At 32.2% G+C, this 13,829-nt stretch carries 12 protein-coding genes; all 12 read right to left on the reverse strand.

Features of this window, described 5'->3' with window-relative positions; all coding sequences use genetic code 11:
- Positions 1-5 precede the first annotated feature (5 nt).
- The 12 genes from EV143_RS01325 to EV143_RS01380 all read right to left on the reverse strand — a co-directional run bounded on the left by EV143_RS01325 (position 6) and on the right by EV143_RS01380 (position 12,859).
- Positions 6-785, reverse strand: a complete 780-nt coding sequence (locus tag EV143_RS01325) for a DUF4292 domain-containing protein (protein WP_133506187.1) — start codon at positions 783-785, stop codon at positions 6-8.
- A gap of 15 nt (positions 786-800) precedes the next feature.
- Complete coding sequence (locus EV143_RS01330; RefSeq protein ID WP_133506645.1) at positions 801-2,150, reverse strand: tetratricopeptide repeat protein; 1,350 nt, start codon at positions 2,148-2,150, stop codon at positions 801-803.
- A gap of 24 nt (positions 2,151-2,174) precedes the next feature.
- Complete coding sequence (locus EV143_RS01335; protein ID WP_133506188.1) at positions 2,175-3,191, reverse strand: sugar phosphate nucleotidyltransferase; 1,017 nt, start codon at positions 3,189-3,191, stop codon at positions 2,175-2,177.
- 220 nt (positions 3,192-3,411) lie between these two features.
- Complete coding sequence (gene dut / locus EV143_RS01340) at positions 3,412-3,846, reverse strand: dUTP diphosphatase (protein ID WP_133506189.1); 435 nt, start codon at positions 3,844-3,846, stop codon at positions 3,412-3,414.
- Between the two features lie 51 nt (positions 3,847-3,897).
- Positions 3,898-5,358 (reverse strand): lipopolysaccharide biosynthesis protein, encoded by a 1,461-nt coding sequence (locus EV143_RS01345; RefSeq protein WP_133506190.1) that lies wholly within the window; start codon positions 5,356-5,358, stop codon positions 3,898-3,900.
- 92 nt (positions 5,359-5,450) lie between these two features.
- The gene (locus tag EV143_RS01350) at positions 5,451-6,980 is read right to left on the reverse strand and encodes an AAA family ATPase (RefSeq protein WP_133506191.1); all 1,530 of its coding nucleotides are present in this window, start codon (positions 6,978-6,980) and stop codon (positions 5,451-5,453) included.
- 8 nt (positions 6,981-6,988) lie between these two features.
- Positions 6,989-7,819 (reverse strand): ATP-binding cassette domain-containing protein, encoded by an 831-nt coding sequence (locus tag EV143_RS01355; protein ID WP_133506192.1) that lies wholly within the window; start codon positions 7,817-7,819, stop codon positions 6,989-6,991.
- Positions 7,820-7,821: 2 nt separating this feature from the next.
- Positions 7,822-8,592: an ABC transporter permease gene (locus tag EV143_RS01360; protein ID WP_133506193.1), complete on the reverse strand. Its 771-nt coding sequence runs from the start codon at positions 8,590-8,592 to the stop codon at positions 7,822-7,824.
- Positions 8,593-8,641: 49 nt separating this feature from the next.
- Positions 8,642-10,456, reverse strand: coding sequence for a phosphate ABC transporter substrate-binding/OmpA family protein (locus EV143_RS01365; protein ID WP_133506194.1), 1,815 nt, complete (start codon positions 10,454-10,456; stop codon positions 8,642-8,644).
- A gap of 27 nt (positions 10,457-10,483) precedes the next feature.
- Positions 10,484-11,605 (reverse strand): hypothetical protein, encoded by a 1,122-nt coding sequence (locus EV143_RS01370; RefSeq protein ID WP_133506195.1) that lies wholly within the window; start codon positions 11,603-11,605, stop codon positions 10,484-10,486.
- A 2-nt stretch (positions 11,606-11,607) separates the two neighbouring features.
- Positions 11,608-12,282: a hypothetical protein gene (locus EV143_RS01375; protein ID WP_133506196.1), complete on the reverse strand. Its 675-nt coding sequence runs from the start codon at positions 12,280-12,282 to the stop codon at positions 11,608-11,610.
- 130 nt (positions 12,283-12,412) lie between these two features.
- Complete coding sequence (locus EV143_RS01380) at positions 12,413-12,859, reverse strand: GNAT family N-acetyltransferase (RefSeq protein WP_133506197.1); 447 nt, start codon at positions 12,857-12,859, stop codon at positions 12,413-12,415.
- Positions 12,860-13,829: the final 970 nt, after the last annotated feature.

Here is a 13,829-nt window from a genome sequence, read left to right on the forward strand (position 1 = left end):
CAAATTTACTTAATTATAACTTTCTTATAACCACTTGGCACACTATAAGGGAAAGAAAGTTCTTCATTAAACGAAATATTATTATAATTTAAATTAATATCGGTTTTGCCTTTTGGTTGAACCGCATTAATTTCAATACTTGTTGGCAACGTTCCCTGGTCGAAAACTTTATTATCAGCATAACTGATTTGCAACATTCTGTTTTCTGTTGGTTGAGAAATTTGTTCTTTTTGAAGCAAATATTTTTCACCGTCTAGAAAGAAAGATTTTTTCAAATTGGTGTCTTTTTGATCTTCCAGACGAATCAGGTTTTCTACAATAGTTTGTGTATATTTTCCTTTTCTTAAATCATCTAAAGCTTCTCCAACCAATAAATTTTGTACTTTACTATAATCAAGTTCAGTGCCAAGCCAAGCGCTTAAACTGGTAAAATCGCCTTCGTAATAAGTACTGTTTATTTTTTCGTAATAGCTTACTGTTGTAGGCGTAATCAATGCTTTAGCCATTGTTATTCCTAAAAAACGAACGCTTATTAAAATCTGTTTGTCTTTTTCAATTTTAATTTCGGCCGAAACATTCTGACTTTGTTTTTCATCAACATATTTCGCACTCGATTTTATATATAATGTTTTAAAGTCTAATTTATTGTCGTAATGTTTGTCTATTACTTTCGTGTCTTTTTTAGTGACGACTTCTGTAGTAGTATTGTTCTGTACCGCAACAGCTTTTGATTTACAAGAAATCATAAATGCTGATACAAATAGTATTGCTATATATTTTTTCATCTGAATTTTCTCTTTTTACTTTTTCTTCTTTAATAATTCATTTGCCTTCGAAAAATATTCTTCTTTTTTCTTAGCGTCTCCTAACCCATTATATGCTTCTCCTAACTGAATATTAAAATTTGCTTCGAGCTTTGCATCATCAACCACATAATCTAATCCCATTTCAAGAACGGTTTTTGCATTTTTAAATTGTTGCAATTGGTTGCTTCCTAATCCTGCATAATAATAAAATTGCGGCTGACTCGGATAAACCTCTATCATATTCATCGCTCTTTTTGTCATTGGATCAAATTGTTTTGCCTGTGTATATGCTTCAAGCAAAAGCAAATTGGTTTCACGATCTGTATCTGAATTTGCTTTTAAATCTTTTTCATAATATTTAATCGCATTCTCAAATTGATTTTTACTGTGATAAAATTTCCCAACTTCTTTCGCAACATTAACACTTGTGTCGTTGTCAAAATAAGCAATAGCTTTTTCTAAATCGGGAGCATATTGCGGGTTTTTATTCACATAAATCAAAAACTCATTTAGCGTTCTGTGTTTTATTTTTGAATCAATTTTTGAGCTTGACAAGATTATATTCATTGAACTAATGGCTTTGTCTGCCTGATTCGCATCTAAATATCCTTTAAATAAAGTTACCTGAACCCATTCAGATGTTGGAACTTCTTTTGCCAGTTGTTTTGCAACATCTAACGCTTTATCTGTTTCGTCAGTTTTTGTATATAAAGAAATGAGGTCGATGTAATTAGATTCTACTTTTGGATTCTTTTTAATCTGATCAATAAGGTTTGTAATTTCTGTATCCTGATGATTTCCCTGAGATAAAATCTGTTGTTTATATCGCTCGCGATCCTGAGATTTTCCAAACTTATCATTCATTTCATTAATCGCCAAAAGCGCTTTGTCATATTGATTTGTAATCATATACAACGAAATCAAATCATCTTTATATTCTTCATCAAACGGAATAATTTTCTGGATGATTTCTATTGCCAAAGGATAATTTTTGGTTTCATAACTTACATCATAAATTCCCAGCCAAAACCACTTATTCTTTGGGTTTAATTGCGTTGCTTTTTCAAATGAACTTTGGGCTTCTGCATATTTTTTTAATGCCAGGTAATTTTTACCTAACTCAAAATAAGCTACAGCATCATTCGGTTTTAATTTGATACATTTTTCTAAAGACAAAATGGCTTTATCGTAATTCTCAATTCCTTTTTGTTTCAATGATTCATAAAAAGAGTCCTGATATTCATCGGTAGCCATAGCAATATCTTCCGGTTCTGTCTGAGCTGAAACCGAAACTGTGCTGCCTAGCAAAGCGATTAATAAAATTACTAAAACTCTTTTCTTCATCATTTACATAATTTATGTTTAATGTTATTCTAAAACAGAATAATCGCCAATGCTGATGTTTGTAAACTTACCATCGTAACTAACGTGGTTTCCAATCATTGCATTGTCTAAGTTAGCATTTTTTATTTGAGAATAAGTTTGCACTAAACTATTTTTAATAGAGCTGTCGATAACATGACATCCTTTTCCTAAAGATACATTTGGACCAACTGTTGCGTTTTTCAACACTACATTTTCTCCAATATAACAAGGTGGAATTATAGTTGAATTTTCTAATTTTACATCATAATCTACCAAATGTTCTCCGTCATTATGTAAAAAACCAAGCATTCTGGTATTCGTTTCTACCGTAACATCTTTGTTTCCGCAATCCATCCATTCGTCAACACTTCCGGTTTTAAAAACTTTTCCGTTGGCCATCATCGCTTTAATTCCGTCATTAATTTGATATTCTCCACCGTTCTGAATGTTATTGTCCAAAACGCCTTGAAGTTCTTTTTTCAAATCGCCAACTTCTTTAAAATAATAGATTCCGATAACTGCCAAATCGCTTACAAATTCTTTTGGCTTTTCGACTAATTCTGTAATTTCATTATTTGCATTTAATTTTACTACACCAAATGCTTCCGGTTGATCGACTTGTTTTACCCAGATTACAGCATCTGCGGCAGGATCTAATTCAAAATCTGCTCTGATTAAAGTATCTGCATAAGCAATTACGGCCGGACCTGATAAAGATTCTTTCGCACACATAATAGCATGCCCGGTTCCTAATGGTAAATCCTGACGATAGATTGAAGCTTTTGCTCCTAAACTTCCTGCTAATTCTTCTAAACTTGCTACAAGATCATCTCCAAAAAAGGCCGGATCTCCTAATATAAATGCAACCTCTTCAATAGGTTCTTTTAATATTTTGGCAATGTCTTCAACTAAACGGTGAACTATCGATTTTCCTGCTACCGGAATTAATGGTTTAGGAACAGTTAAAGTATGTGGTCTAAGTCTTGATCCGCGACCCGCCATTGGAACGATTATTTTCATTATCTTTTATTTTTATGGGAAGATCTAAAATCTTCGATTTGGTTAGTTCAAATTATGTTAGCGCTGCGTTATGTTTTAGTTTACCTAAAAATTTTACCGCAAAGTTCGCAAAGGTTTTGCGCAAAGATTGCAAAGTTTCATTCATTTCATTCATTTCATTTAAGATCGCAAAGTTATAAACTGATCGTGAAAACTGCGACTGAAAATGGATCGCTAAAAACTACTTCACTCCTGTGCTTCCAAAACCGCCTTCTCCTCTTGATGTTTCAGAAAGTTCTGCAACTTCAAACCATTCGGCTCTTTCGTGTTTCGCAATAATCAATTGTGCAATTCGCTCTCCGTTTTCTACAACAAATTCTTCGTTTGATAAATTTACCAAAATAACCCCAATTTCTCCTCTGTAATCAGCATCAACAGTTCCGGGAGAATTTAAAACAGTAACTCCTTTTTTTGCTGCTAAACCACTTCTTGGTCGAACTTGTGCTTCGTAACCAATTGGTAATTCAATAAAAAGTCCGGTTTTTACAATCGTTCTTTCTAATGGTTTAAGTGTTATTGATTCGGTTAAATTGGCACGTAAATCCATTCCTGCCGAAGCAATTGTTTCGTAATTTGGTAATGCGTGCTGAGATTTATTGATTATTTGTATTTTCATTATTATTTTTAAAGATTAAAAAGTAAGGTTGAAGTATAGAAAAATTTATTCTTACTTTCTATTTATAATTCCTTTGATGGTGCTTTTTTCGTTATGATAAACAAAGTAAATGAAGATTAAAAGTAACGGAATTCCAACATAATATTTTTCTCTGAATCCGTAAAATGAGATTGCTGAAAACAGAATTGAAATTCCTAAATAGGCTCCAATTTTATTCATATCATAAGGTATTGGGTAATATTTATTTCCTAAAATATAAGAGATTAACATCATACTGCCGTAAGCAGAAATAGTCGCAATTGCTGAACCGTAATAACTGTATTTTGGAATTAAAAGGTAATTTAAAACCAAGGTTACAATTGCGCCGACAATCGAAATGTAGGCTCCAATTTTTGTTTTGTCTGTTAGTTTATACCAAACCGATAAGTTGTTGTAAATGCCTAAAAAGAAATTGGCCAGAATAATTAATGGCACAACTTTCATCGCTGCCCAATATGATTTATTGTCTAATAAAAGATATTTTAAAAGGTCTGCAAAAACAATTACGCCCAATAAAATTAGTGAACCAAAAATTACAAAATACTTCGTGATAACGGCATACGTTTGCGGTGCATTTTCATTTTTGGCGTGACTGAAAAAGAATGGTTCGATTCCTAATCTAAACGCTGTTGCAAACAGAACCATAAATAAGCCTAACTTATAACAGGCAGAGTAGGCTCCAACTTCTGATTTAGCTAGATTTTCAGGCAATAAATAACCCAATAAAATTTTATCGAAATGTTCGTTAACGGCAAAGGCTAGTCCCGCAACCAAAATTGGCAAACCGTATTTCATCATTTTTTTCCAAAGTACAGGATCAAATTTTCTGCCAAGCGAAAGGTAATTCGGCGAAAGCACAACAAAAGTCAATAAACTCGCTATAAGATTTGCAATGAAAATATACGCAATCTGGAAATTTTCAACATATAAATTATCCCAAATAGAATTAGGATTTGCAGCTGCCAGTTTTGGCAAGTATATTAAAAAGAAGAAATTCAGCAGCATGTTAACAACCACATTTCCAATTTTTATGGCGGCATACACCATTGGCCTCTGGTTGGCTCTAAGTTTAGAAAACGGTACTAAAACCAAAGCATCTAAAACTAAAATCCAAACTGAATAGGTGATATATTGTGCATCAACTTCTGCCCAATTTGCAAGTGTATTTCTAAAAATTAATGCGGCAAATAAAAATCCTATTGACGACCAAAAGATAGAAATTGTAGAGGTTGCAATGACGTTTTTCTTGTCTTCTTCGGCGCTATAAAATCTAAAAAAAGCCGTTTCCATTCCGTAAGAAAGTACAACATTAAAGAAAACCATCCATGATAAAACGATCGAAACCTCGCCGTATTCTGAAGTTGGTAAAATACCGGTATACAATCGTACTAATAGAAAACTTAGCATGCGGGGTAAAACCGTTGCAAGTCCGTAAATAGCCGTTTGTTTGAATAGATTTTTATATAATCCCAAAATAATTATGTAATAAAATTTGTAGAAACAAAAATAACCATTTCTCTGAGATAATTACGTAATTTGTTTAGGTATTAAGGATAATATAACCTTTATGCCGTTTCGTCTGTTGCAGTAAAACTAGCACTTTTTTGCGTTTCTTTTGGCTCGGGAATATCTTCTTCTGTAAATGTTTTTAAAACTTTGTTGCTGATTTTTTTCAGTTTTACTATTCTGTTTGCCTGATTCTGAACACATTTTTCGAACAAATTTCTTACAACTCTCGCATTACCAAAACTTTCGTCTTTTTCAGCATATAATAATTCAAAAGTATCAACGAGTTTTTCTTTTGCTTCTTCTGAAACGATAAAATCAGATTTAGCACAAAATGATTCAAAAATCTGGAATAATTCGGTTGGTGTAAAATGCTTAAAATGAAAAAATCTATTAAAACGAGAACGCAATCCCGGATTAGATTCTATAAACATTTTCATTGGTTCTGTGTATCCGGCGACCACTACAGCCAAATCTTCACGGTGATCTTCCATTCTTTTCAGCAACGTATTTACTGCTTCGGCACCATAATCATTTCCTGAAAAGTTTTGTGTAAGTGCATAGGCTTCATCAATAAATAAAACACCGCCCAAACTTGATTCTACTGCAGTATCTACTTTAGTTGCCGTTTGGCCTACGTAACCGGCGACTAATCCTTCGCGATCTGTTTCATACATTTGGCCTTTCGATAAAAATCCCAAATGTTTAAAAATTCTGCTTAAAAGTCTGGCTACAGATGTTTTTCCGGTTCCGGGTGCGCCAAGAAAAACGGTATGCAATGTAATCTCGACATTTTTGAGCCCTTGTTTCGATCTCTTTTTTTGTATCTCCAGTAAATTAATAAGCTCTGCAACATCTTTTTTAACTTCGGCAAGACCCACTAAAAGATTCAATTCTTCCAAAACTTTTTCAAGAGTATCTTCTTCCGGAAGATTATCTACTTCTTTTTTATCGCCTGACTTATTTAAATCCAAACCTAAAAAAGCTGTAAAATCTTTTGTGTTTTCAAACTTTCTGTCAAAAGCAAATTGAATGAAATTTTGATATTTGTTTAAAATTCCCTCCAGTTTATTATGCTTTTTTTCAACTAATAATTGAGGTAATAGGTAGTGATTTGCGTTTTGATTGGAAGTTTGTAATTTGTTTTCTTTTTGAATTTTTATAAGATGATTTTTAAATTCATCTGTAAAAACCAATTGATTTAATTCGCTTGCAGAATTTTCGTTTGCAAAATGTCCGTTACGCAAAGCATCATAATAATACGCCAGAACAAATTGTGTTTTTTCGTTTTTATTCGCTGCTTCTCTTTCGTACAAATGAATGATGTCTGAAAGAAAAAAATGTTCGGCTTTAAACAACAATCCTTTTGAGGTTGTTGAAATAACACCTTCATTTAATTTTTGAATAAATTCTGAATCTTGATTTAGGACACTGCAAATTTCAAGAATACTTATGGTTTCTTTTTGCAGATCTTTAATAAATGAAGCCGTAAAAACGGCTTCATTAGTTTTTATGTTTGTCTCTAAATATCTTTTTAGAGACAAAAAAGATTCTTCTATAAGCGATATTGAATGGTTCTTTTTTGACATATTTTAATTTAAGAAATCATCATTTGATGAATAATCTCTTTTGATAATTTTTGATGATCGTCACAATATTCTTTCCAGGATAATCCCATTTCTCTAAGATCGTATTTTGCTACAATTGTGCCGTAGCTTTGTATTTTTCCGTTTACGGTTGGGTGTCCAATAACATAAATTGTTTGTGCTAATTCAATCGCTAATTCAATATCATGCGTAGAAAAAATTACGGTATTAAACTCAGACGAATTACCAAGTAACTCAAAAGATTTTTTAACTTCTTCAATATTTCCAACATCCAATCCTGAAAAAGGTTCATCTAAAACAATAAATTGATCTGATGAAAATAATTGTTCTATAATGGCTGTTCTTTGTCTTTGTCCGCCGGAAAGTTCGTTCGGATACTTGTCTGCACAATTATCCAATCCCCATTCTTTCAGGTATTTTTTTATTTTCTCATCTTTTTCAGTATTTGAAAGTGTTGTTTTTCTTAATGAAAATTTCAAAGCTTCCGTAACTGTTTTATGTCTAAACAAGGTGTACTTCTGATCTACAAAACCAATGTCGCCTTCATTTACAGATTTGGCTGCGTTTGGTTCATTATTTTGAAAATCCCGAATTAAAATTTTTCCTGAATTTGTAGGAACTAATCCGGTCAATGCTTTAAAAAAAGTAGATTTTCCTCTTCCTGATCTTCCAACAAAAGCCACTATCTGACCGGTGCAATCTTTACCATTGCGAACGACATCTTTTTCAACAAGATTTATGTCTTTTATAATAACAATATCATCGTATGTAACACTAAGATTTTCTACGTATAAAAGTGTCTCTTTAAATTCGTGTGCCATAATTATATTTTTGAATATCTAAATAGTGCTTTTCTTAAGTAATTGATTCCGGCATCTAATCCAAGTCCTATCAATAAAATGATGATCTGAAGTGCTATGATTCGTCCCGTGTTCATGAATTTATCAGAGTTTTTTATCAAAAATCCTAATCCTCCAGAAGCCACTACTATAGATTCTACCGTTACGAGCATCATCCAGGTTATAGCTAGATTTTGTCTGATTACATCAATTACATAATCTAACCTTCCTAAAATTACAACTTGCCAAAGCACTTCCCATCGGGTACATTTTAGCATTTTGGCGTGATCAAATTCTTCTTGTGGAATATCTTTAATAACTGCAATTAATGAAGTTGTTAAGAATGTCGTTAAGAAAATAACTAAAATCCAAACCTGCATTGTTCTTGCTTCATGAATGACCATTGTAATGTAAAATGACAAACCTGTAAAAGGCAAAAATCGAAATTTAGTTACAAATTCTGAAATTGATTTTAATACCGGAATTGACCAGGCGTAGGCAAAAAACAGTGAAATTATTGTGGCTAAAAAGATGGAGATAAAACACAATTTCAAAGAGTTGAAAATATGTACTACCAAACCTTCTTTATAAAGTTCTGTAAAACCGGTTAAAACCTGACTCGGAGACGGAAAAAGATGTTTTTCTCCTGATGTAGTTGCAAACCAAATAATGATCAAAAGTACCAACCAAATTATTAAAATAATGGTTTTATGGAGTTTTGATATTTTTTCAAAAGGCGTAAAATATTTTTTCATATGTATAGTAAAGGGCTACCTTTTGGATAGCCCTTAATTATGTTAAGAATTATTTCAAGAACGTAATAACCACACGTCTGTTCAGTGCTTTTCCTGAAGCAGAATTATTGTCTGCAATTGGATCGTTTTGACCTTTTCCGTCAACCAATTGAAAACGGTTTGCAGGAATTCCTTTTTGTTTTAAGTAATTTACAACTGCTTCTGCTCTGCTTTTTGATAAAGCTAAATTAGAATCCGGATTTCCAACATTATCAGTATGTCCAACAACCGTTAGTTTTGTGTTTTCAGCCTGAACTAAAAGGTTATAAATTTTTTCTACTTCTTTACTTGATGAATTTGAAATTTCAGCACTTCCTGTATTAAAGTTAATTTTCCATTCTCCAGAAGCTACAACTTCAGTTGCCTGATTGCTGTAATCTGCTTTATCTGCAGAAGTTGATTCGATATCATTAATGTTTTTCAGGAAAAATAAATTTACTGCCTGATCGTAAGGAACCACTGCGCCAACATTTTCATTAAATCCAAACGGATTCAATTCTGTTAAATATCCAGAAACCTGATTGTAAACTGATTTGTATCTGTTAACTCCGTCAGATAATCCAAAATACTGCATAGCATCAGCATAATTAAATACTTTAGAACCACCCATGTTATAAGTTAATCCGCCTTTAGTTCCTTGTTGTCCTTTAAACATTTTATACCAATATTCAGGAGTCTCCATTTTATACGTATCAGCAATTGCTTTTGAAGCTCTTACTTTCCAGTCCTCATAATTTTTCATTTGGTTTGAAGCCGTAAGTGCCGATTTCAAAATATTAGAAACAATATCCGGGTTTTTTACAGCCCATTCTTTTACACCAATAAGTGCAGTTGGCATTTGATTATTAAATTCTTTTGTTGAAACGATATCTACAAAACCAGTCAATTTATCAAAAACAGTTTTATCTCCAGGAGTCCATGTAGCACAACCGTCGATTTTTCTGTTAACAGATTTTCCGGTTAATTTTCCGTTTACAACTTCTTTCAACGTAACAGTCCATCCTGTTGTTTGAGATTTGATCAATTCTTCTGCTGATTTAATATAATCATCATTTTCAGATGGATAAATATTTACTGCATCTGCATCATATGTTGTTGGATCAGGATTTACTTTTAATCCGTTTGCAAAACAATAGTTTACAGTAGTTACCCAGTCACCATCTCCAAGAACTGCAGAGATAACAGAACCTTTCATCGATTTTGGATCAGATTTCCAGTTTGGTGGCCCGATTAATTTATCTTCACCATAACTCATACCTACAACTCCCATAACCTGCAAGTGGTATTTGTCTTTACCGTATTTTTCGTCTAATGATTTTTGAACAGAACTAATGTAGAATGGCGCACCATCTCCCATAATCATAACTGCAAAAGCACTTTTATCTGAAGTTGGGAAAGATTCTCCTTTGTCAAATTCTTCGATAAATTTCATTTGCATATTGCGTAATTCTGAAAGCCAGTCCTGACGAATAATTTCAAGATTAACTCCGTTTTTTTCCATCAACGAACCTTTAGTCGTTTTTGGACCTCCGTTAGAAACGATAATTCCCGATTGAGCATTCCAGGCATAACCTGCAATTCTTACTAATGGTTTATCACTAACTTCAGTAGAAATATCTGTAGATGGAATCGCAATTTTTTCTGCGTTTGTAACGTTATTAACATCCGTTTGATTAAGATCAATACCGTCTAATTGTTTTGAAACTGCCGTTTTAATTCCCGGAGAAATATAATAAACTCCCGCTAAAATTATTCCAATCGCAGCAATAACAATTATTAACTCAGAAAACGTCGTTAACTTTTCTGTTCTTAAAATTTTTCCCATTTTATTTTTAAAATTTAATTGATTGTATTAAAAAATATCTCCAAAACCACCACCGGATAACTTATCTTCTTTGGTCATTTTATAATTTGGACTTGTATACTTTGTTGAATCCGGAATTGTATTATCACCCGTTTTAATTTGATCTGCCAACGAATCTAATCTTGAATAAAGCTCGTCATTGTCTACAGAATACTTAGAAGTTAAGGCATCAATGTCAATTAAGTTTTCAGATGTTTTTGCAATATCCTGCGCAATTGTAGATGTTACCACTTCTAAAGCATATTCTAATTCCCAGTCTTTTGTAAACAACATAGCACTTTTAGCACTTTCTGTTGCTTCTTTAGCATTTTTGGCAAATTCATATTCTTTCTGAAGCATCTTAACCGTTACATCAAAATCTGCAATTTTAATATCGATCGCTGTTCCCGCCAAAGTCAGTTTTCTATCCATTTTACCTAAAACATTGGCACGAACACCATATTTTTGAATAAAACTTTTGCTTTGTTCGTATTGTGTCGAAACTCTTTGAGAGTCGCTTAACTTTCTGGCTAGTTCACTTTGCAGTGCTACATATTCATCAGTGTCTTTTGCGGCAACTCCGTTTTGTCTCACCATTTCATCCATTGCCGATTTTAATTTTTCGGACTGGCGTTGTAAGCTCAAAACATCTTCCTGAAAAGCTTTTGCTTCTTTTTCAGATTTATTGGCTTCGATTTCCATTTCATTTTTAAGACCTTTTAGCTTGGATTTAGTATTCTTAAAAACTTCGCGGTTCTTAATCATTTTTTGTTTTTGCTCTTCCAGTTCATTAAAAGGATTACTCTGAATTAATGCTTTATGCAAATTTTTTGTTGTAAAGCGAAGGGCTTTCATGATAACCGGAGCCATCATAACCAAAAAAACCAAAAACACACCCGTTGCAGAAAGCGCAATCGCCTGGCCGAGCATTGTAAATAATGGCGGAATGATATAGGTCCAAATCAAATATCCCCCAACTCCAAGTAATCCAAGTGCAAAAGCCAAAAATAAAGACTTTTCACCTTTTTTAAGAGCGCCCGATTTTAAAGCAATTTCTCCTTTTGATTCGTCAAAATGTTTTAAAATTGGTAATGTTAAAAGTGTACTTCTTTCTTGTTCGTATTTATCCATTATTACAAATATTGATTAATTCCTGTTATTACAGTATTGATTGATGTTAAGATTTTTTGCTTCGCTAAATTATTGGCTTCCATTTTTAATTGAATTTCCGAAAGCTGCTCCATATTAACCGGATCAATTTTTTGAAGTTCTATTTTTTTAGCTTCCAGTTCTTTTTGAAGTTCTAAAATTTTTGCTTCTAATTCAGAAATACTTTTAGATAAATTATATTTCTCTTTAGTTATGTTACTGTCTAAATCTGCTTTTTTGGTTTTTCCGATAGTATCATATTTGGTATAAACTTTTTCAATTTCTGCTATATAAAAGCTTCCTTTTTGAAGAAGAAATTCTTTAGTTAAATCAGATTTTATTGATTTCCCCATTGTAAAAGCCATCTGATAACTCTGCGGATTAGTAACTCCTACAGCTACAACAGACTTGTACAATTCAAAAAAGTCAAAACCTGATTCATTTAAAGATTCAAAACCTTTATCATAAACTTCGAAAATTTCATTCAGAAAAGGATTTGTCAAAGAATTAGTTGAAAACGATTCTGTAACCTGATTCGGAAATTTGTTGTCAGGAGTTGGTAAAACTGATGCCGAAGGTTGAGTTGAGCCCGTATTTTCTTGATTATTAGCCTCTTCATTTATAAAAAGACTCTTCCAATTAAAACTTTCTTTTGCCATTGCTTTTATTTGATCTGATTTTTTTTAATACCTTTTTGGTTGTTAAATATTATACGCACAAAACGTTAAAAAGTTACTAATTTTAAAAAATATAAATATAACCTTTTATAATTAGCAGATAATCATTATATTATAAAGTTAGTTTCTTCTCATCTAAAATCTTGACAAAATGAAAACCTTTTGGCCCGTATCCTTGATTATAATAAAAGCGATGCGCCGCGAAATTACCTGTAAAGGCATCTAAAACAATGCTGCTGCAATCTAAATCTATTGCTTTTTGCTCAATATAATCGGTCAATAATTTACCAATACCTTTAGAACGGACATCTGGATTTACAACAAAATTATCTATTTCGAGGTATTTGCCTGTCCATAATTTTGTTGCCGACCAACAGCCGGTAATTCCTAAACAAATATTATTTTCAAAAACACCAATCTGAGTGTAATTATGTGGCACCATTTGAGAAAGATAATTTTCATATTTCTCAATAGAAAGATTAGGATAAAGAAATCGCATCGTTTCAATTTGATCCAGCATTTCTTGTATTGTAGTGAGTTCTCGTATTTTCAGTTCCATGATAGATAAGATAGTTATCAAAATTAATCAAAAAAAACAACTAACTAAGAATATAAGGTATTGTGAAATTAAATAAACCTACATTTTATCCTCATCCTATATTTTATGCATTTGATTTAATAAAGGCCAATAATATTGTGTTTTATAATGAAAAAAGGTGACTAAATACTCATCATAGTTTTCACTAATCAGCAATGTTAATCGCTTGATTTTAAGAACTTTTACTCTTTAAATAAGCAAAACATTAACAAAACATGTGAAATATATAAATTGCTGTAGAAAATTATGTAACATTTTTTTAACAGTCTCGCCTTAAATTTGCTTCACAGGGATTGAGAAAGCTAAATACAACCCTTATAAAAAAGGAAGCACTGGGACTAATAAAGCTTGTTTGTTCCCATAAAAGACAAAGCACAAGGGATTGATTCTGCTGAAATGTAACCCTAAAAAAAACAGAGCATTGGGACTAATAAAGCTAGTTTGTTCCCATGAAAGACAAAGCGCAAGGGAGTGATTCTGCTGAAATGTAACCCTTAAAAAAACAGAGCATTGGGACTGATAAAGCTAGTTTGTTCCCACGAAAGACAAAGCACTGCAGAGAAATATCTGCTTTTAGATTTATAAAATGGAGCTGATTCTCGGTTTATGATCAAATTGGGAATCACCATTTTATAACCTTTCATTTAAAATAAAACTATTATACTATAAAAAAAGCCAGCAATATGATTGCTGGCTTTTTTGCGTTTACAATAACCATCTTTACTATTAATTCTTTGAATTATTCTCAAATGTAAAATGTATAATATAATTAAAAAATGATATAATATTTTGAAACCATTCTCATAGTAAATTTGCTTTGTAGGGATTTGATAACAGCTGATTTGTAACCCTTAAAAAAACAGAGCATTGGGACTAATAAAGCTAGTTTGTTCCCACAAAAGACAAAGCAAAGGGATTGATTCTGCTGTAT

The organism is Flavobacterium chryseum, from assembly GCF_004362015.1.
GTDB lineage: Bacteria > Bacteroidota > Bacteroidia > Flavobacteriales > Flavobacteriaceae > Flavobacterium.